The following is a 20,750-nucleotide window of genomic DNA, read 5'->3' on the forward strand; positions in this document are numbered from 1 at the left end:
TCTGCCGAATCCCGGCTGAACAGGGGTCGCGTGCCCTCAGCGAACTCGGCGGCGAACATCGAATTCGTAACGGTCCCTCCCCCGGCCCGGTAAACGCGACGCCAAGGTCCGGTGCCGCGCGAACGGAGAGGCTTTGCGCGAGGAGGAAACGGGCGAACCTCGTCGCAAGCCCCCTCTAGCATGGAAGTAGTGTAAGAGGCTAGAATTTCAACATTTTCAGTGAGGTTTCCACTTGGCTGAGTTCATCTATCAAATGATTAAAGCGCGTAAGTCCTTCGGCGACCGCGCCATCCTGGACGACGTGACCCTGAGCTTCCTGCCCGGGGCCAAGATCGGCGTCGTCGGCCCTAACGGCATGGGCAAGTCCACCCTGCTCAAGATCATGGCCGGCCTGGAGACCGTCTCCAACGGGGAGGCGCAGCTCACCCCTGGCTACAGCGTCGGCATCCTCCAGCAGGAACCCCCGCTGGACGAAGACAAGACCGTGGGCGAGAACATCAAGCAGGCCTTCGGACCCGTCATGGACAAAGTTCAGCGCTTCAACCAAATCGGTGAGGAGATGGCCAATCCAGACGCCGACTACGATGCCCTGATGGCTGAAATGGGCAAGCTGCAAGAAGAGATTGACGCGGCCGACGGCTGGGACCTGGACTCCCAGCTGGAGCAGGCCATGGATGCACTCCAGTGCCCCGACCCGGATACCCCGGTCTCGGTCTGCTCGGGTGGCGAACGCCGCCGTGTGGCCCTGTGCAAGCTCCTGCTGGAAGCGCCCGACCTCCTCCTGCTCGACGAGCCCACCAACCACCTGGACGCCGAATCCATCCTGTGGCTGGAGCAGTTCCTCCACACCTACAAGGGCGCTGTCCTGGCCGTCACCCACGACCGCTACTTCCTGGACAACGTGGCCGAATGGATTTGCGAGGTCGATCGCGGACAGCTCTACCCCTACCAGGGCAACTACACCACTTACCTGGAGACCAAGGCCAAGCGTCTGGAGGTCCAAGGCCAGAAGGACGCCAAACTGGCTAAGCGGCTCAACTCGGAGCTGGACTGGGTGCGCTCCTCCCCCAAGGCCCGACAGGCGAAGAACAAGGCACGTCTGGAGCGCTACGAGCAGATGGAGGACGAGGCCCGGCGCAACCAGAAGCTGGACTTCTCCGAGATTCAGATCCCGCCGGGGCCCCGCCTGGGTTCCAAGGTCTTGGAGGCCGAGCACATCCACAAGGCATTCGGCGACCGCGTGCTGATCGATGACCTGTCGTTCACGCTTCCCCGCAACGGCATCGTGGGCGTCATCGGCCCCAACGGAGTCGGCAAGTCCACCCTCTTCAAGACGATTGTGGGCCTGGAGCCCCTGACCTCCGGCGATTTGGAGGTGGGCGACACGGTCAGAATCTCCTACGTGGACCAGAACCGCGAGGGCATCGACCCCGACAAGAACCTGTGGGAGGTCGTCTCTGACGGCAACGACTTCATCGAAGTCGGCGGCATCGAGGTGCCCACCCGCGCCTACGTGGCCTCATTCGGATTCAAGGGTTCCGACCAGCAGAAGCCAGCGGGCGTCCTATCCGGCGGCGAGCGCAACCGGCTCAACCTGGCCTTGACCCTCAAGCAGGGCGGCAACCTGCTCCTGCTCGACGAGCCTACCAACGACTTGGATGTGGAGACCCTGGAATCCTTGGAGAACGCCTTGCTGGCCTTCCCCGGCTGCGCGGTGGTCATCTCCCACGACCGTTGGTTCCTGGACCGCATCGCCACCCACATCCTGGCTTGGGAGGGCACCGACGAGAACCCCGCCTCCTGGTACTGGTTCGAAGGCAACTTCCAAGCCTACCAAGAGAACAAAGTGACCCGCTTGGGCGAGGAGGCCTCCCGCCCCCACCGCCTCCACCGCAAGCTCACCCGCTAAGGGAGGGCAACCGCATAAATCTGAGCCTGCAGGCAGCCGGCGCGCATGGCTGCCTGCAGGGTGCTTGCAGACCGTATGTTTCCGCCTGCCTATAGACTGCTCACCAGCGTCTTATGGGGGGTGGGCAACAGGCTCGGCGCGCGAAATAGATTCCGTTGGGAGAATTACGGCATGTCAAATCAAAACACAACCGTGGGCGCTGCGGTGGATGTCCTTTCACTGCATATGGAGGAAGGAGCCAACGATCCCCTCCACCTGACCGGCTCCAGCCTCCCCTTCCCCACAGGTCGCATCTACGGCGGGCAGATCATGGCCCAATCGATCATGGCGGCCTCTTGGTCCGTACCCAAGGACCGCGTGCCGAACTCAGTGCACGGCTACTACCTGCGCACCGGACTGCTGGATCAGGATGTGCGCTTCGACGTGCAGAACCTGCGCGACGGCCGCTCCTACTCCACAAGGATGGTGGACGCCAGCCAGCCGGACCGGGCCATACTCAAAGTCATGCTCTCCTTCCAAGAGACCGGGCAGGAGGGCGTGAAATACGCCGATCCGATGCCGGTGGGGCTGCCCGACCCGGAGGGCCTGACCTCCGCCCGGGAGCTGATGGCCCCCTATGCCGCCGATTCGGCTTTCGCCGCCTACTACGCTGAACAATCCCCCTTCGACATCCGACACATCACCCCTACGATCATGCTAGGACCCGACCAAACCTCGCAGGAGGCGGATAGCGGCCGGCAGATGGTTTGGATGCGCACCAACGGCCGAGCCCGCATGAACCAGACCATGCAGCGGGCCATGCTAGCCCTGGGCTGCGATCAGCTCATGATGGAACCAGCCCTGCGCCGCACCGGGCTGTCAATCTCCACGCCCGGCATCTCCTACGCTTCGATCGACCACTCCATGTGGTGGTACGAGGACATCGACATGTCTGACTGGGTCTTGTTCGTGCAGGACACTTCGGTTGCGGACCACGGCAGGGCCCTGTGCTCGGCGAAGGTCTACCAAAGGGGCGAGCTGGTCTCCGCGATGGCGCAGGAAGCGATGATTCGTGTGCCTAAGCCTGCCGCCGCGGACTAATCACGCCGGGACTCAGCCCTCAGCGGCCCCAGCGGCGTCAGCAAAGCCCTGATCGGACATGCCTTTCTGAGCGGTTCCAGCCAGGCGCTGGCGTTCGGCCCGCCGCTTGCCCTCAGGGCTCTCAGGCCCATCGTTCGGGGGCAGCTGGCAGAGCCACTCCCCGACGATTCCGATGATGATGTCGATTAAGCAGACCAAGGCCGCGATCGCGCATTCGACGATGACGCGCTCATAGTACGGCGCCTCCCTGTGGGGCAGGCAGGAGAGCCCTTGCCCCCCATACCAGCCCAAGAGGGCGGCGCAAGCCACTCCCAGCGCCTTGGACAGCAGGAGGGCGTTGACCGCGAACTGCGGATCCATCTGCTTACGCTCCCCCTTAGCGTACTTGTGGACCTGGTAGGCCATCAGCAGGATGATCACGCCGGCGATCAGCAGGAGGGCGGGGACCACCCAGGGGGCGCCCAGCATATCGATCCGCCTATGCTCGTCGATCTGTACCAGGCAGGCGCCGCCAAGCAGCCCCAGTCCAAGCGCCAGCAGGTAGTACACGGCCGGCGTGCGTCCCATCTTCATACCGAACCTCCCAAAATCCACGAATCGGACACCAGAGCGACCTGCTCATAATCGGGGGCCTCCTGGGCCAGGTCGGCCACCATCCCGCCGTGGGGTCCCAGCAGCTGCGCTTGCGGTTCTAAATCGGCCCACGGTTTGAGCACCGTAGCCTGTCGCCAGGCTTCCTGATCTGGCAGGAACTGGAGGGATTCGGAGCCTTCGATCGCCAAAGGGCTGGGTTGAGATGAGCGCAGGTCTTCCGCGCTCCATACGCTGCCATCCATGTCGATCAGGCGCAAGTCGAGGGGGTAGGAGTCCAGACGCAGGCTGCGGGAGCGGCCGTGAGCGCTCTCAATCACCCGTAAGGCCGACAGAAGGTCGAGCGGGCCCATAGGGGTTTCGACGATCACCACAGAGCACAGGAGATCACCACCGCCTGCGCCCTGGGACCGGTAGAGGGGCGATATGCCAATGACCTGGCTGCCCGGCACACCGTCCAGGGAGACGATCGCTGTGCGCATGGCTGATTCAACGGGCCCTATGCCGCCGCTCATCGCCACTACGGCCCGGTGGGAGGCAGTCCCAACCTCACCGACCTCAGCCGAGCCTCCACCCTCACCGTTGGGGCCGCGCCGGCCGCCAGAGGACGGGTGCTCATGGAAGGATTGACGCAGTCGGGAGCGTTCGCCGGCCTGCCCGGATGCCAGAGCGGCTGGAGAGGCCTGGTCGTCTGGTCCGCAATCGGCTCGACGGGTCAGGCTGACGCTGACCCCGTCCATGTCCACGCCTGTTTGGCGGCCCGCCTCCAAACGATGGACCGTCACCTCGACCGAACGCACCTGGTGGGACAGCAGGATGGAATCGGCCACCCGACTGGCGACCGTCTCGACCAGCTGGGCGTCCATACCCTCGATCAGGGTGACGATCCGCCGCGCCACCTGCACATAGTCAACGGTCTGGGTCAAATCGTCCTGGCTGCCTGCGGCGCTTAAGTCGAGGTGGAGCGCCACGTCGACCATGTAGGCGAACGGGCGACCATACCCGCTGCCTCGGGGGGTGGCGCGGATGCCAGTCAATTGTATGGAATCCACGCGGACCTCCCTCCACGGGCCGCGCCCGGCCCACCCTTGGGGGCGACCGGACGCGGCGGTATTACCATTTACTGACCGATGGCCGACTGATCGCCCTGACCATTGACGCTGCGTTTCAAGGACTCGGGAATCTCCACCGGGGGCAGGTCGGAGTCCGGCCGGTCAGGGGCGGACAGCCACAGGGGCCGCTCGGGCGACATGACCACCTTGGAGAAAATCGCGGCCAGCTCGTTCTTGCCCAAGGTCTCCTTGACCAGGAGCTGACGGACCAGTTCGTCCAGGACCGCACGGTTCTGTGTGATGACCTGCCAAGCCTCCTCGTGGGCGGTCTCCACCAGCTGGTGGACCTCCTCGTCGATGACCTTGGAGGTCTCCTCGGAGTACTTGTGGGGCTTGAGAGCGTCCATGCCCTGATCCTGGTCGTTCTCGTCGCCCCACTTGATCGCGCCGAGCTTGGAGGAGAAGCCGTACTCCAGAACCATCTGCCGTGCGATTTGCGTGGCCTTCTCGATGTCGTTGGAGGCACCGGTGGTCGGATCGTGGAAGACGACCTCCTCGGCCACACGGCCTCCCATCGCGTAGGCCATTTGGTCCAAAAGCTCGTTGCGCGACTGCGAGTAGCGGTCCTCGGTCGGCATGACGGCGGTGTAGCCCAACGCCCGGCCGCGAGGCAGGATGGTGACTTTGGTCACCGGATCGGTATGGTGCATGGCCGCTGCCACCAGGGCGTGGCCGCCCTCATGGTAGGCCGTGTTGCGCAGCTCGTCCAGGGCCATGCCACGGGTACGGCGACGGGGGCCGGAGAGCACACGGTCGATGGCCTCGTCGATGGCCCGGTTGTCGATCAGCTGAGCGTTGGAGCGGGCGGTGAGCAGGGCCGCCTCGTTGAGCACGTTCGCCAGGTCGGCGCCGGTGAAGCCCGGCGTGCGCACAGCCACAGTATGAAGGTCCACATCCGGGACGAAGGGCTTGCCCTTGGCATGCACCTTCAGGATGGCCTCGCGCCCCTCCAGGTCAGGGGCCTCTACGGCCACCTGCCGGTCGAAGCGGCCGGGGCGCAGGAGGGCCGGGTCCAGGATGTCCGGCCGGTTCGTGGCGGCGATGATGATCAGGTTGGTGTCGTTGTCGAAACCATCCATCTCCACCAGCAGCTGGTTCAGGGTCTGCTCGCGTTCGTCGTGGCCGCCCATGCCGCCACCGCCGCGCTTACCGCCCACCGCGTCGATCTCGTCGATGAAGATGATGGCCGGGGCGTTCTTCTTCGCCTCGTCGAAGAGCTCGCGCACACGGGATGCGCCCAAGCCGACGAACATCTCCACGAAGTCGGAGCCCGCCATCGAGTAGAAGGGTACCGAAGCCTCGCCCGCGATCGCCCGCGCCAGCAGTGTCTTGCCTGTTCCGGGAGGGCCGTACAGGAGGACGCCACGGGGGATGCGGGCACCCAGGGCCTTGTACTTGGACGGATCCTTGAGGAATTCCTTGATCTCCTCGACCTCCTGGACCGCCGCCTCCTCGCCGGCCACGTCCGAGAACTTGGTCTTGGGGGTCTTGCCCTCCAGCAACTTGCCGTTGTTCTTCTTGCCCATGCCCAACATGCCGCCGCCGGAGCCGCCGATGCGGGAGAAGAAGTACCAGAAGACGACCAGCAGCAGGATGATCGGCAGGAAGGAGGTCAGCAGGTAGGACATCATGCTGGTCTGAGGCACCACTGAGTTGAAGCCGTCCTCCAGGTGGCCCATCTCCACGGCCTTGGTGACCTGCGGCCCCTGGTCCTTGACGTAGTAGAACTGCACGTCCTGGCCGTAGTTCTTCTGGCTGCGCTTGCCATCGACCCCGTTGTTCTTCTTGACGAAGTCGCTCTTGAGCTTGAGCTCGACGACCTGCTTGCCTTCGGTGATTTCGGCGGACTTGACCATCGTGTTGGTCGAGTCCTTGTCCTTGGAGTCGAACTTGGCCAGCAGTTCCAGGCCGTCGCGCGTGTCGATGGTCTGCACGCCACCCTGGGCGTTGAAGAAACCGAACAGGCTCAGCGCGATCAGAATGGCCAAAGCGCCCCACAGCCAGGGGGACTGCCAGAACTTGCCGCCGCCCGGCCCCTTGCCGTCGCCGTTGAGTTTGAAGTTGAAGGGGCTGTTGCCGCCCGGCTTGCCGCCCTTGCCTGGCCGGCCGTCGCCCGACGGCGTACGCTGGGGCCCTTGCGGATAGGTCATGACTGCTCTCCTTGATCCTCATGCTCGTATTCCTGCGGCTTCAAGACAGCTATGGAGTCCAGGTTCCGGTACCGCTCGTCGTAATCCAGGCCGAAACCGACGGCGAACTCGTCGGGAATGACGTAGCCAGGGTATTTCACATCCACCTGGACCTCATGCCTGCAAGTCTTGTCGAGCAGGGCGAAGACCTCCACCGAGGCCGCCCCGCGGGAGCGAAGCTCGTCGACCAGCCAGCGCAAGGTCCGGCCGGAGTCAATGATATCCTCCACGATAAGAATGTGCCGCCCGCGAACGCTGCAATCCAGGTCCTTGCGCACCGTGATCGAACCGGATGAGGTGGTGCCGGATCCGTAGCTGGACAGGCTCATGAACTCAAGCTGGACCGGTATGGTCACCGCCTGCGAGAGGGCGGCCAACGTGTTGATCGCCCCTTTAAGGACGGCCACCATCAGCAGGTCCTTACCAGCGTAGTCTTGGCTGACTTGGGCCGCCACCTTACTGATTAAGTCTTCGATACGGTCTTTGGACACCAATTCATGGTCAATGTGGGACTGGATATCAGCGATGCGCATGGTCCCTATCTTTGCATATGAGAATGACGTGACCCTGGCGAAACGCTGAATGGAAGCTGGGAAGGCTGACTGGGCCTTGACCATGCCAGCGGGAGACGAGCGCGTCGATCTGGCCGATCCGACGGCTGGACGCATCCAACCCCAAGCTTGTCAGGAGCTGGGCCCATGCCCGGGAACGCAAGGCCGGGTGGGCGTCTTGCATGGTCTTGACGTCAAGGCAGGCCAGGGGCTCAGCACCTTGGGGCTTGGCCGTACGCGGGCGAAGGGACCGGGTCAGCAGACGGCCCGCCTCCTGGTCCAGGAAGTCCTGATCCGCCCTGGCCAGCAGAGCGGATTGGGCCAGGTGCATGGCCATATCGCGCCCGGCGAACGCGCTCAGGGCCGGCAGGAGGTCGTGGCGGACCCGGGAGCGCAGCGGGTAGTTGGCCGGTAAGCGCTGGTCGGCGGCGAATTCCCCGCCGTTGCTGGGATCGTCCCACCAATCCAAGCCCATCTGCCGGCAGATGGTGGTGGTCTGGGACCGGCTCACGTCCAAAAGGGGACGCAAGTAGAGGACTCCCCCGCGCCGGGAGCGGGGCGCCATGCCAGCCAGAGCCCCTAATCCAGCGGTGCGTATCAGGGAGATCAGGACACCCTCGGCTTGGTCGTCACGGGTATGGGCCAGGAGCACGGCCCTGGCCCCAGCGGCGAGCGCCACCCGTCCGATGGCCTGGTAGCGGGCGGAGCGGGCATCAGCCTCCATCCCCGCCTTCGTATGAGTCACCTGGACGCGCTCGGTCACCACCGGGTCCAGGCCCAGGCTGGAACAGCGGTGCGCGGCTTCGCCAGCCACCTGGGCCGAACCCTCCTGCAGCCCGTGGTTGATGACCACGGCGCCGCACTTGAGCCCCAGCTCCGGGCAGACGATTGAAGCCAGTGCGGCCAGGGCCGTCGAATCCCGCCCCCCCGAGCATGCCACCAGGATCAGGGGGGCGTCGGGAGCCGGACTGTGGCTACCATGCTTAGCGAAACCAGCGCCTTGCCGGCCAAGTCCAGCCTCCTCCAGGCAGCGACGCAGGTCGCCGACCCCCTGCCGTAATTCAGGCGAATAGACCATGCTCAGCCTCGCTCACAGCTGGGGCAGACCGGACAGCAGGGTGTCGACGGCCTTGACCGCAGCGCCCATGTCCGAAGGGTTGTTGACGATGACCGCGAAGACGAGCAGGCCACCGCGCGTCCTGGATACGTTGCCGGTCATGGCTGTCACCTGGTCCAAGCTACCGGTCTTGACCCTGGCTAGGCCGCTAGCCGGCCCCCGCCCGCGATTGGCGGCCGTGCCGACCAGACCCGCCACCGAAAGACCCTCGACCAGGGGGGCTAAACGCCCGTGACGACCGTCGCAGGCCAAGCGCTGGACGGCCGCCAGTGTGGTCACGCTGACCTGCGAGCCCGGCGAGAGGCCGGAGCAGTCGGCCATGTGGGCACCGCCCTCAAGCTTGATCCCCTCACGTTCCAAGGCCTGCCCAACAGCCTGCACCGCGCCCTCGGGCGAGTTCTCCTTGCCCTCCTTGATGGCGGTCAACCGGCCGAAGAGTTCAGCCAGCGTGTTGTCGGAGGTACGCAGCATATAGGCCATGATTTGGATCAGGGGCGCCGACTGGACCTGAGCCAAGGGTTGATCGGCCTGCGCGGCCTGGCCCGCCGAGGGCTCGCCTTCCAAGTCGATGCCCTGCTCACGCAAGCGCTGGGCGAAGACCCGCGCGGCCTGACCTTCCGGATCCTGGTCGTGCGGCACATACACGCCAGCCGCGTCCGGCGCGGCGTCCCGGTCCTGCGGCGAGCGTTGCCGCCCCTCATCCACAGCCATGGCGGAAGTGGGCGTGAAGTAGACGCCTCCTGGATTGTTGGCTTCTATGCCCTGAGACGAGCGCACGGAGCCGAACTTCCCCGCGTCGTAAGCCAAGGACACCTTGCTGATGGACCGGGCCTTCAGGACTTGGGCGGTCTCCTGGGCCAAGGTCCCTAAGCCGGCCCGACCGTTCACATGGTTGGGATCGCTCGCCCCAGGCCCCAGCAGCATGTCTCCTTGGCCCTTGAGCGTCAGTTTCGCGCCCGCACCGGCCGACTGGCTCAGATAGGCCTCTGTAGGGATGGTCGAGCCCATGTCAAGGCTGCCAGCCGCGGCCGCGGCGGTCAAGGTCTTCAGGGTGGATGCGGGCTGGCGCAGGTTCTCCTGGTCACGCTCGGCGGCGACGGTTCCGTCCGCGTCGGCGATCAGGACCGAATAATCGGAGCCTAAACCAGGCGTGGCCGCGAACGTGTCGATGACTCCCTGGGCGGCGGCCGCGTCCACGCCCCGACCAGTCTCCAAGTCTCCGGCCACACGCGCAGGGGCCCAGGCCTGGGCTGGCCCTGCGGCCTGGCCTTGGGACGGCCGAGCGTCCCTGGTCAAGGGTCCAGGGACCAGGTCGGCGATGTCGGCGGCCACGTAGCCAGCGAACGCGACGACGACCAAGCCCGCGGCCAACAGGGTCCTGGCCACATGACGCTGAGGTCCGCGCACGTGTGCTCCCACTCTTGCCTCCAACCGGTCCGTCATCCACAGCCGCCGAGCCCTTGCCGGGGCCTCGGTCTCCTATCTGCCCAGCTTAGCGGCGGGCAGGACCGGACGCGCCACTGGCTCACTGGCCCGTAGGACCAGCAGGCATAGGCCGTCAATCACCACCCCGGTCGTCAAGACCGGCATGCGCTTACGCCTTAAACCCGATCCAGGAGGGAAGCGAATCGGAAGAGCCGAAAGCCCCGTCGCGGCACTATTTGCCGTTGTGCTCAATGGGCTTCCAGCCCGGGTTGGCGAAGATGGCCTGGAAGGAGATGGGCACGTAGGAGAGCATGAAAATAGGGAAGGAAAGGCAGTAGGCGAAGAGCTCCTTGTTGGAGGCGCCGATCTTGTCGCGTTCTGCCACCACGGTCAGGGCGGCCAGGACCATCATGGCCAGCATGCCTCCCAGCGTCCAAGCAGCCACCTTGATCAACCCGGTGATCTGACTGGCCCAAGTGACGAAGCCGAAGACGGAGAACAGGACGCCAAAGACCGCACGCGCCACTGACAGGACGGTCAGAGGGCAAATCAGGATGGTCAGGTCCACCGCGGAGAAGTCCCGCTCCCGGACCGCCCTCCTGATCAGGGCGGGCCCGTAATAGCGGAAGACCTGCAGGAAGCCCTTGGACCAGCGAAGGCGTTGCCGCCAGGACTGTTTGAAGGTCACCGGCTGCTCATCGTAGAGGATGGCGGTGCCACAGTAGCCGATCCTGTCGCCGTGGAGGACGGAGTCCATTGTGAACTCCAAATCCTCGGTCAGCAGGTGGAACTTCCAGCCATTGTTGCGTTCCATCACCTCGCGGGAGAACATGAAACCGGTGCCGCCCACGTGGCAGGAGGAACCGAAGACCATGCGCGAGGAGTTGAGGAAGCGGGATTCACGGATGAACCACAGGGCCGAGCCCGAGGAGACCCAGTTGTCGGAGAAGTTGACCGAGTTTCGGTAGGAGGTCAGAATCTTAAAGCCGGATTGGAAGGCTTTGTTCATCTCCTCGATGTAGTGCTTGTCCAGGCGGTTGTCCGCGTCGAAGACGAAGAAGGCATCGTATCGGTTGGAACCCTCGCCTGCGTTGATGTGGTCCAGCAGGTAGGACAGGGCGTACCCTTTGCCGATCTGCTCCTGGTTTTCGCGCTCGACCACATGGCAACCCTTGGAGCGCGCCACCTCGGCGGTCCCATCCGTGCAGTTGTCCGCAACCAGCCAGATGTCGATCAGCCGCGAGGGATAGGTCTGGGCCTGGATGGAGTCGATTAGGGAGCCCACCACATGCTCCTCGTTGCGGGCGGAAATCAGCACCGCGAACCGCCGGTCCATCGAGGCCGGCGGGAAGACAACCGGCTTGGCCACGAAGGACGTGACAACGCAGACGGCCTGGTAAACGATGCCGACCAAACCCAGAACCAGCATCAAGGCATCAACCACGGAAAGAAAAGCCATTCAGCGCCACTCCTTACGCGGGTTGGCCGCGCTCTCGCCGGGCCCGCCACGTTCAGCACCGTCCTCCTTGCGCCCGGAGTCGCCGCTGGGCTCCAGCGTGGGCTTCCCGGAGGCGGCGGAGACCAGATGCTTGGGGATGGCCACGGTCTGCGAAGAATCCAAGGCCTCGGAAGTGGGCATGTGGCTCAGCTCATCCTTGGCCCGCTCAGTGTAGCCGTCAGTGGGGGCCACCCGCTTGCTGGAACCGCGCGCCTGCCGGGGGATGTGGTCGGCCATCGGTTTGATCACGTGCTCATTGATGACCTCGGCCCCCTCCACCACTTTGGATTTCTTGGTGGGCCGAGGGTCGTTCATCAGCGGGGAGTCGATCAGGTCGTAACGCTTGGTGGAAGCCTTGAAGATGATTTGGAAGGAAGCGGCGACCGGCAAGGCAAGGAAGGCGCCCAACGCCCCGAAGACCGCGCCTAAGGCCAGGACCGAGAGGAAGGCGATGGCCGCGTTCAAATCCATGGTCCGTTGGGAGATCTTCGGCGCGAGGAGCAGATTCTCCACCTGCTGGTAGAGGCAGATGTAGATCAGCACCGCCAACGCGATGACCAGGCCGTTGCCGCCCCAGGCCACCACGACCGGAAGGGCGCCGCCGATGTAGGTGCCGATTGTCGGCACGAACTGGGAGACCAGGCCGCAGAAAAGGGCCAGGGGCAGCCAGTAGGGCACCTTGAGAGCGACCAGGAAGACCGACATGCAGGTCGCGGAAATCAGGGCCAGAATCGTGCGCGAGAAAAGGAAGGATGAAATCTGATCCTGGGCGATGGCCCAGACCGAGACGAACCGGCGCTGGCTGGACGGACTCATCCACTGGCATAGGGACCGGCGCAGCTTGGGCCCAGCGGCCGAAATGTAGTACGTGACCAGCAGGACGGTCATGATGTTCAGCACCGAGCCCAACAGCCCCACGGTGGTCGAATACGCCTGGCCCGCGAAGTCAGTGACCCAGGAGGATTGGATGTTGCCGGCGATTTGACCGCCCAGGTCTTGCATGGCCGGCAGCTCCTGGTGGGTCTTCGCCTTGACCAGGCCAGCCACCTGCTCGTAGAAGGCGGGCGCCCCCCTGACCATGCCAATCACCTGCTGGACGAACATGTTGCCGAACAAGCCCATCAACGCGATGACGACCACCACCAGGCCAATCAGCGTGGCACCCGAGGCCGCGCCCCTCTTCCAGCCGTGCTTGACCAGCAGGACGACCAGGGGCTCCAGGGCCAAGGAGACGAACGTGGCGATGACCACATCCAGGACGACGAACTCCACCTTGGACCAGGATGCGTAAGCGAACCATGCGAGGAAGACGGCTATGGCCGTGTAGAGCAATGCTCGGCCGAACCATTCGGGTGGCCGCCGGGGGTCTCCCTTCGAGGGGAAGACCGATCCCAAGTCGAACTGCTGCTTCTTGCTCGCGCTCATGCCTCCATTATCCCGGTCTTGCTGACAAGGCGGGCGCCCTTGCCCAGCCGGTGTAGCCCGGGGCAAGTATTGTGAAGCCTATGCTGACCGTTTCCGTTGTCGTTCCGGCTTGGAACGAAGAAGAACGCATAGCCGACTGCATCTTGAATGCGACCACCCAGTCGGTCGCCCCCCTCGAAGTGCTCGTCGTGGACAACAAGTCCACCGACCGCACGGCCCAGATCGTGAGCGACTTCATCGACGCCCACCCCGACACCCCCGTCAAGCTCCTCCACCAGGACAAGGAGCAGGGGCTGATCCCCACCCGCAATTATGGGTTGGACCGGGCCAAGGGGCAGGTGCTGGGGCGGGTCGACGCGGACTGCATGCTGCGGCCCAACTGGGTGGAGGTGGTCGGCAACCTCTTCGATCGCGACCCCCAGGCCATGGGGGCGACTGGGCCGGTTGCCTATTACGACATGCCCGCCAAAGAGCTAGGGCTCAAGGGCGACAACAAAGTGCGCAAATCGGTCTACCGGGCCGACGACGGACGCTACCTGCTCTTCGGCTCCAACATGGCCCTGCGCGCCAGCGCCTGGAAAGCCATCCGGGGCGAGGTCTGCCGGGACAAGGCGGACATCATGCACGAGGACGTGGATATCTCCCTCCACCTGATCGACCACGACTTCAAGACCGTCTACTGCAGGAACATGAACGCCGGCATCTCCGCCCGCCGCATGGACACGTCCTTCCCCTCTTTCCGCCGGTACATGCAGCGTTTCAAAAACACCTTCGACGCCCATCCCCAGCACACGCGCGAGCAAAAGCCCGAGCGCACCCTCTACGCCATCTACCCTGTGCTGCGCGCCTTCTATCCCGTCTACCAGAAGTACCTGGAATCAGCCGACATCAACCCGGCCGAGCGCGTCTGGATCAAGGAGCAGATGGAGCTCTTCCACCAGCGTGAACAGGAGATGTGCTGACCCGCGCCTCTCCGAGCGTTTGCCTCGTCTAGGGGTGGCGGGTAGTATGGCTTCGTCCGGCCCCGTCGTCTAACGGTTAGGACACCAGACTTTCAATCTGACAACGAGAGTTCGACTCTCTCCGGGGCTACGAGGTTTTCGCTTCCCGGGCGCGCCGCCCGGTCCCACAAGGATTCGTGCGGGCGTACCAGCCCAGGCGCGCCGCCTTTTCGCACACGATACGGCCGGCCAACGAAGCACCGGCGAAAGCATGACTGTCAGAAGCAGCCTCCCCCTCATCTGACCCCACCGCCTGCGAGCGCTATGGGGAAGCACAGCCTGAACGAGATCATACGGCGCAATCCTTCCCACTGCTATCAAGCAGTAAGGCTTGGGCCGCCGCTAATCGGAGGAGCGACATGAGCGAGCAGAACGAACCCACCGTCCAGAACCAGACCAGCCAGCAGGCAGCGAGCGCCCTGCAGGCGGAGAGCGAGCATGTGACCCACCACACGATCACCCTGGACGGCAAGGAATGGGCCTACGACGCTACTGTGGGCACCATTACGATCGACACCGCCACGGTGAAGCCGGCGGCCTCCGTCTTCTTCTCCGCCTTCACCGTGGTCGACGCCCAAGGCAATCCCGATGCCAGGCGACCAGTGACCTTCATCTTCAACGGCGGCCCTGGGTCCGCCTCCACCTTCCTGATGATGGGCTCGGTGGGCCCCAAGCGCATCAACATCCCCGACGCCGTGCCCGAACCCGCGGCCCCGTACGACATGCCCGAGAACCCGGACACCCTACTGCCCGAATCCGATCTGATTTTCGTTGACGCGCCCGGTGCCGGCTTCTCCCAAGTGGTGGAAGAAGCCAAGAAGGAGCTGTGGTCAGTGGACGGGGACGTGCGCGGGTTCTCCGCGTTCATCCGCGCTTGGCTGAGCAAGTACCATCGTTGGAACTCCCCCAAGTACCTCCTGGGCGAATCCTACGGCACCACCCGTGGCGCGGCCCTGTCCTTCCGCCTGCAGCAGGACGGCATCGCCTTGAACGGTCTGACCTTACTGTCCAACATCCTGGATTACGGCTTCACCTTCGACACCTCCGACCAGTACTACATCGGCTACTTCCCCACCTATGCGGCCATCGCCAAGTACCACGGCAAGGCCGGCGCCGGGGTGAGCATGGATGAGCACCTGCAGCAGGCGCGCGCCTTCGCCAATGGCCCCCTGCGCCAGGCCCTGTGGCGGGGAGACCAACTGGGCGCCGCCGAGCGCGAGCGCGTGGCCGCACGCTACGCCGAGTTGACCGGCTTGGATGCGCGGTACGTAATCGATTCCAACCTCCGGGTCCTGGACGACCGCTTCCGCAAGCAGCTCCTGCGCAGCGAGGACAGCATCGTAGGCCGCTATGACGGCCGCACCCAAGGACTCGACATGGACCGCATCTCGGACGTGGAGACGTTCGTGGTGGACGATAACTTCATGGAACCTCCATACAACGCCCTGGGCAACGCCTACCTGCGCGACGAGCTGGGATGGGAGGGCCGTCCTGAACGCAAGTCCCATGCAGGTTTCGAGTGGGGAGCCACAGAACCGGGCAAGGGCTGGGTCTGGTGGCACCAACTGCCGCCACGGGCCATCTCCTCCTTCGGCGACAAGACGCCCTTCCCCAAGGTCACGCCCGACCTGGCCACCGCCTTGGTCCGCCACCCACGGATGAAGGTCCTGGTCTGCAATGGCTTCTTCGACCTGGCCACGCCCTTCGGCCAGACCGAATACGACATCGACCACATGGGCATCGACGCCTCCCTGCACGACAACATCGCCTTCACCTACTACCCGGCCGGCCATATGGTCTACACCAACCTGGAGAGCTACAAGAAGTTCGCCCATGACCTCAAGCACTTCTACGCCGCCACCCCCGAGGACATGCCTGAGATCAACGAGCGCCCCTCCCAGCCCACAGCCGACGAGATGCGCTGAGGCTCTTCTTCTATAGGCGGACCCCGGCAGTCGTTGAGTTCCTCTGCCGGGGTCCTCGCGTCTTTACCTGCATGGCCAGGCGATCGAGACGGCGCCTGCCCGAACCGCTCGGCGGCTTACAGGTACTTGCCGCCCGGCAGGTGCATGAAATCGGGGACCCGGCTCCACTTGACCGGGTAGCCGGCGCCGTGGGCGCAGAAGACCGAGTCCGGGGTGTTCTCCAAGTCGGCCTCGGGGTCGTAGTTACGGGCAGCGATGACGGCATCGGCGTCATGGCAGGGCCGGTATCCGTCCACCAGGCAGGTCAGCTGACCTTGGCCGTGGGTGTAGGCGGTGACATCAAGCGCATAATCCCGCATTTGCGACACCGGGGCGCTGCCTGTCACAACCGCGTAATCGCCCTCGCTGTCGGGCGCGTCAAAGGAGCCACTCATCCGCTGTATGTCGGACATGGCGCGGCCCAGCTGCTCCTGGGGCAGCTCCAGCCGGAAGGAGTACCAGGGCTCCAGCAGGACATTGCGGGCGTGCATCAGCCCCTGGCGAACGGCCCGGTAGGTGGCCTGGCGGAAGTCGCCGCCCTCGGTGTGCTTCTCATGGCCCCGGGCGGCGACCAGGGTGATCCGCATGTCCGTTATCGGAGAGCCGGTGAGGACGCCCAGGTGCTCCTTTTCGCGCAAGTGGCCCAGAATCAGCCGCTGCCAGTTGCCCGGAAGGTCATCCAGGCTGACCGCTGAAGCGAAAGCCAGCCCGGACCCAGGCTCGGACGGCTCCATGAGAAGGTGGACCTCGGCGTAGTGGCGCAGGGGCTCGAAGTGGCCAACGCCCTCGACCGGCGCGGCGATGGTCTCCTTGTAGAGAATCGACCCGGGCCCGAAGTCCACTTCGAGGCCGAACCGTTCCTTAAGCTCCTCTCGAACCACCTCCAGCTGGACCTTGCCCATCAGCTGCAGGCGCACCTGCCCCAGCCGCTCCACCCAGCGCACGCGCAGGAGCGGGTCCTCGTCCGCCAGCAGGCGCAGGGCGGCAAGCACCTGGTGAATATTCGCCTCCCCGGGCAGGACGGTGTAGGTCAGCACAGACTCTGACAGCGGTTTAACGCCGTCGCCCTGCGCCCCCAGCCCCTCGCCCGGATGGGTCGTGTCCAACCCCGTCAAAGCGCAGACCATCCCGGCTTGAGCGTGGTTCACCAGGCTGAACCTAGCTCCGGAGTACAGGCGGATTTGGTCCACTTTCTCATTCGCGTCCCGCGCCGCGCCGGTCAGCATGGCTTTGACCGCCAGATCCCCTCCGGTGACTTTGATCCAGGTCAGTCGGCCACCGTCTTTGTCATGGGAGATCTTGAAGACCCTCGCTCCGAAATCCAGCCCTCGATCAGGTTCCCGGGTGTACCGGCCCAGTCCTTCCAGCAAATCCTGAACGCCGTCCAAGCGCAGGGCGGAGCCAAAATAGACCGGGAACAGCCGCCGGCGGGCAATCAAGTCCCGCATCCGCCCATCGCTGACCCGTCCCTGCTCCAGGAACTCCTCAAGGGCCGCCTCGCTTAAGAGGGCCGTCTCCTCCAGGCGCGCGGGGTCAGCGCCGGCGGAGCAATCCACAAAGCCCTTCCCCAACCGCTTGCCCAACTGCTCCAGGAGGGCTTGGCGGCCGGCCTGGGGCGCATCCATCTTGTTGACGAAAACGAAGACAGGCAGCTTGTACCGCTCCAGAAGTCGCCAAAGGGTCTGTTCCTGGCCGCGGACCCCGTCGGGGGCCGAGACCACCAGGATGGCGTAGTCCAGGACTCCTAGGGTGCGCTCCATTTCGGCGGAGAAATCAGCGTGCCCGGGGGTGTCCAGCAGGGTCATGGCCAAGTCGCCATGCTCCAGAAGGGCTTGCTTGGCAAAGATCGTGATCCCACGCTCTTTTTCCATGCCGTCGGTGTCCAGGAAGGCATCGCCGTGATCCACCCGCCCCAGCTTGCGTATACGCCCGGTCTGGTAGAGCATGGCTTCAGCCAGGGTGGTTTTGCCGGCATCCACATGAGCCAGGATGCCTAAGACGATGCGGCGCGGGCGGTCCATCTCCTGGTTCATAGCCCAGCGAAGATCTCACCCGGCCTGTGGATGGCCCCAAGCCGGTCCAGGGGCCAATAGGTCCAGTTGGCGATCGCTTCGACCCGCCCCAAGGGCACCTGACCTCCGTTCGCGTCGCTCATATGGAAGCGGGAGTCGGCGGAGTTGGACCGGTTGTCGCCCATGACGAAAATGCAACCGGGGCGCACCTTGACCGAAAACGGGATTTGCGAGGGCACCGCCCCCGGCATGATGTAGGAAGACTCGTTCAAAGGCTTGCCGTTCACCACGACCGAGCCCGACCCATCGGCGGACACGTGGTCGCCGGCCACGCCGATGACCCGCTTAATCAGGTAGTCGTCGCCCGGGCCGGTGTTGAGCCAGCGGTCCGGGTCGTGGAAAATCACGATGTCGCCCCGTTGGACCCCGCGCAAGCGCGGCTGGAGCTTAGAGGCGACGACCCTGTCGCCTACGTTCAGCGTGGGCTCCATCGACTCGGAAGGAATCACGTAGGCTCCAAAGACAAACATCCTCAGCAGGACGACCGCCAGCACGCAGGCGAGGAGCCAAGCAGCATCAGTCAGCAACCTCCTGCGCAAGGAAGGCTTGCCTGGGTTCGTACGCTGATTGGATTGCTCCTGACCCTCCGCAGGGAGCCGCTCAGGCTTCGCATGATCCCTATCCACGCTCCACCCCTTCCTCCCGCCGCAGGCGCCGCCCCGCCAGCTACTTAAAGACAACCTCAGTGTAATGACCCCCATCTACCGTCTTCCACGGTCCCACAGGGCTCTCCCTCCGCCCTGCTTGCAGGTCTCGAGCGTGCACCTAGCGCGGACGAAGTTCTCCGTCCCCAGCGCGGACAACCTGGTAGGTCAAATCGTGGATGGCGCGGCCAGCCACCAGCCCCTTGCGCTCGAAATTGGTCAGGATCCGCCCAGGGAAGCGCGTCGATTCAAGGAAGTCCGCGTGCGGCAGAGCCGCGGCCCGCTCGGCGGTACCTTTGCCCACGTGCTCGATGGCCAGGCTGACCCGCTCGTCGCCCAGGTTCCTCCAAGCCGGGTCAGCGTCCATGACCTCATGCACGTGCAGGGCGTAGTCGTCGATGTCGGTGGCGATCCTCCACAGGCCACCGGGCGTCAGAGCCCGGGCCAGGTCAGCGGCCAAGGCGGGTTGAATCAGGCGACGTTTGTGGTGCTTCATCTTAGGCCAGGGATCAGGGAAGAACGTCCACGCCTCGTCCAGGGCCCCCGGGCCAGCCGCGGAGATGAACTCGGTGGCGTTGGTCCTCGCCAGGCGCAGGTTGCTCAGGCCCTGCTTGCCCGCCAGGAGCATCGTATGGGCCAGACCAGGCTCGTAGACTTCCAGGGCCAAGTAGTCGCGCTCAGGGTGGTCGGCCGCCGCCGCAACGACATTCTCCCCCTGGCCGCTGCCGATCTCCAGCGTCAGCGGGGCGCGACGGCCAAAGGCGGTTTCCAGGAAGCCACGGTCCACCGTCAGCCCCGGGTCCACACCCAAGCCCGCTGGGGCCTGGTCCAGTTTCAGGAGGTAGGCGGCGGAGTGCTCACTCCAGGCGCGGGCCAGGCGGGCGTCAAGTTTGCCTGAGCGCCGCATGAATGAGACGATGGTTCTGCGTCCGCGGTCGGCCCCGGCCCGGGTGCGCGCGGCGTTCTCTAGAGTGCTCATCACTACCATATATAGCCGAAGGAAGGTATAAGAGGGCCGCCGCCAGCCGGCTCCTCCGGCAAAAGCATCATGCTATACTTTATTTAGAACAAATACAAACAAAAACGTGCAAAAGCGAACATCCTCTGTCAGGGTGCCCTTTTGCAGGAAGGTGGTAAAAATGTCGGTCCTCGTCACTGGCGGCTGCGGTTACATCGGAGCGCATGTGGTCCACGCCCTTCACCAAGCCGGACAGGATGTCGTGGTCGTCGACGACCTGAGCTACGGCAAGGCCTCGCGCATCGAGGGCGCCCGCCTGTACGGAGCGGACATCGCCGCGCCCGGCGCCGACGAGCGCCTGGCCGAAATCATCCGCGACGACAACGTGGACTCAATCATCCACTTCGCCGCCCGCAAGCAGGTGGGCGAATCGGTCGCCAAGCCCCTGTGGTACTACCAGCAGAACGTGAACGGCATGCTCAACGTCCTGAAGGCCATGTCCACCACCGACGCCAAGAAGCTGGTCTTCTCCTCCTCCGCCTCCACCTACGGCGAGCCTCCGGTCTCGGTCGTGCCCGAGGACGTGCAGCCGATGGTGCCGATTAACCCTTATGGGCAGACCAAGCTCTTCGGCGAGTGGATGGCCCGGGCCTGCGAGCAGCCATTCGGCATCCGCTTCTGCGCGCTGCGCTACTTCAATGTGGCCGGTTGCGGCCCCGTCGAGCTGGAGGACCCGGCCATCCTGAACCTGATCCCCATGCTCTTCGACCGCCTGAAGCAGGGCAAGGCGCCAGCCATCTTCGGCGACGACTACCCCACGCCTGACGGGACCTGCATCCGCGATTACATCCACATCACCGACCTGGCGGACGCCCACCTGGCGGCGCTCGCCTACCTGGACCGGGACCAGCGCAGGTACGACGCCTTCAACGTCGGCACCGGCAAAGGCACCTCGGTGCGACAAATCGTGGACGAGGTCAAGAAAGTCACCGGACTGCCCTTCAAGGAGGCCATCGAGCCACGGCGACCCGGCGACCCGGCCCAGCTCATCGGCTCGCCCAAGCGAATCAACGAGGAGATGGGTTGGCACGCCCGGTTCGACGTGGAAGACATCGTCGAGTCCGCCTGGAAGGCATGGCAGGCCAACCCCGACCACCACATCGATACGGACGCTTGGAAGCAGACCAACTGATTTCCTGACCCTGCCCCTCCAC

16 protein-coding genes and 1 tRNA gene are annotated in these 20,750 nt (G+C 64.5%); 6 read left to right on the forward strand and 11 right to left on the reverse strand.

The window, feature by feature from the left end:
• Positions 1-232: 232 nt before the first annotated feature.
• Positions 233-1,909, forward strand: coding sequence for an energy-dependent translational throttle protein EttA (gene ettA, locus AB656_RS04260; RefSeq protein ID WP_033503547.1), 1,677 nt, complete (start codon positions 233-235; stop codon positions 1,907-1,909).
• Between the two features lie 171 nt (positions 1,910-2,080).
• Positions 2,081-2,989, forward strand: coding sequence for an acyl-CoA thioesterase (locus AB656_RS04265; protein WP_033503549.1), 909 nt, complete (start codon positions 2,081-2,083; stop codon positions 2,987-2,989).
• Positions 2,990-3,001: 12 nt separating this feature from the next.
• Here the strand turns inward: AB656_RS04265 and AB656_RS04270 are convergent, their stop codons facing one another.
• From AB656_RS04270 to AB656_RS04305, 8 genes are all read right to left on the reverse strand, one after another.
• Complete coding sequence (locus tag AB656_RS04270; RefSeq protein WP_051905342.1) at positions 3,002-3,562, reverse strand: DUF3180 domain-containing protein; 561 nt, start codon at positions 3,560-3,562, stop codon at positions 3,002-3,004.
• Positions 3,559-4,632, reverse strand: coding sequence for a dihydroneopterin aldolase (locus tag AB656_RS04275; RefSeq protein WP_033503550.1), 1,074 nt, complete (start codon positions 4,630-4,632; stop codon positions 3,559-3,561). The genes AB656_RS04270 and AB656_RS04275 overlap by 4 nt, the downstream gene beginning before the upstream one ends.
• 68 nt (positions 4,633-4,700) lie before the next feature.
• The gene (ftsH, locus tag AB656_RS04280; RefSeq protein WP_033503552.1) at positions 4,701-6,842 is read right to left on the reverse strand and encodes an ATP-dependent zinc metalloprotease FtsH; all 2,142 of its coding nucleotides are present in this window, start codon (positions 6,840-6,842) and stop codon (positions 4,701-4,703) included.
• Entirely contained in the window at positions 6,839-7,414 is a 576-nt protein-coding gene (hpt, locus tag AB656_RS04285) for a hypoxanthine phosphoribosyltransferase (protein WP_033503554.1), read from the reverse strand. The genes ftsH and hpt overlap by 4 nt, the downstream gene beginning before the upstream one ends.
• Positions 7,401-8,510, reverse strand: coding sequence for a tRNA lysidine(34) synthetase TilS (gene tilS, locus AB656_RS04290; RefSeq protein WP_033503555.1), 1,110 nt, complete (start codon positions 8,508-8,510; stop codon positions 7,401-7,403). Before tilS ends, hpt begins: the two co-directional genes overlap by 14 nt.
• Before the next feature lie 12 nt (positions 8,511-8,522).
• A complete protein-coding gene (dacB, locus tag AB656_RS04295) occupies positions 8,523-9,956 on the reverse strand; it encodes a D-alanyl-D-alanine carboxypeptidase/D-alanyl-D-alanine endopeptidase (RefSeq protein ID WP_236681844.1) in 1,434 nt (477 codons plus the stop codon).
• Positions 9,957-10,206: 250 nt separating this feature from the next.
• The gene (locus AB656_RS04300) at positions 10,207-11,433 is read right to left on the reverse strand and encodes a glycosyltransferase family 2 protein (RefSeq protein ID WP_033503559.1); all 1,227 of its coding nucleotides are present in this window, start codon (positions 11,431-11,433) and stop codon (positions 10,207-10,209) included.
• Complete coding sequence (locus AB656_RS04305; RefSeq protein WP_081924876.1) at positions 11,434-12,897, reverse strand: AI-2E family transporter; 1,464 nt, start codon at positions 12,895-12,897, stop codon at positions 11,434-11,436. It lies immediately after the preceding gene.
• Positions 12,898-12,977: 80 nt separating this feature from the next.
• Between AB656_RS04305 and AB656_RS04310 the strand changes: the two genes are divergently transcribed.
• From AB656_RS04310 to AB656_RS04320, 3 genes are all read left to right on the forward strand, one after another.
• On the forward strand, positions 12,978-13,859 hold the full coding sequence (locus tag AB656_RS04310; protein ID WP_033503561.1) for a glycosyltransferase family 2 protein: 882 nt from the start codon (positions 12,978-12,980) through the stop codon (positions 13,857-13,859).
• A 58-nt stretch (positions 13,860-13,917) separates the two neighbouring features.
• Positions 13,918-13,989: transfer RNA gene (locus tag AB656_RS04315), tRNA-Glu, on the forward strand.
• Positions 13,990-14,257: 268 nt separating this feature from the next.
• On the forward strand, positions 14,258-15,823 hold the full coding sequence (locus AB656_RS04320; protein WP_051905343.1) for a S10 family peptidase: 1,566 nt from the start codon (positions 14,258-14,260) through the stop codon (positions 15,821-15,823).
• Between the two features lie 116 nt (positions 15,824-15,939).
• Here the strand turns inward: AB656_RS04320 and AB656_RS04325 are convergent, their stop codons facing one another.
• From AB656_RS04325 to trmB, 3 genes are all read right to left on the reverse strand, one after another.
• A complete protein-coding gene (locus tag AB656_RS04325) occupies positions 15,940-17,895 on the reverse strand; it encodes an elongation factor G (protein ID WP_236681845.1) in 1,956 nt (651 codons plus the stop codon).
• Positions 17,892-18,560 carry a signal peptidase I gene (gene lepB, locus AB656_RS04330; RefSeq protein WP_158336159.1) on the reverse strand — a complete coding sequence of 223 codons (669 nt, stop codon included), beginning with the start codon at positions 18,558-18,560 and terminating at the stop codon, positions 17,892-17,894. Before lepB ends, AB656_RS04325 begins: the two co-directional genes overlap by 4 nt.
• A gap of 139 nt (positions 18,561-18,699) precedes the next feature.
• Positions 18,700-19,557, reverse strand: a complete 858-nt coding sequence (gene trmB, locus AB656_RS04335; RefSeq protein ID WP_236681846.1) for a tRNA (guanine(46)-N(7))-methyltransferase TrmB — start codon at positions 19,555-19,557, stop codon at positions 18,700-18,702.
• A gap of 160 nt (positions 19,558-19,717) precedes the next feature.
• Between trmB and galE the strand changes: the two genes are divergently transcribed.
• A complete protein-coding gene (gene galE, locus AB656_RS04340) occupies positions 19,718-20,728 on the forward strand; it encodes a UDP-glucose 4-epimerase GalE (protein ID WP_033503562.1) in 1,011 nt (336 codons plus the stop codon).
• Positions 20,729-20,750 lie beyond the last annotated feature (22 nt).

This window comes from Bifidobacterium actinocoloniiforme DSM 22766 (genome assembly GCF_001263395.1).
Taxonomy (GTDB): domain Bacteria; phylum Actinomycetota; class Actinomycetes; order Actinomycetales; family Bifidobacteriaceae; genus Bombiscardovia; species Bombiscardovia actinocoloniiformis.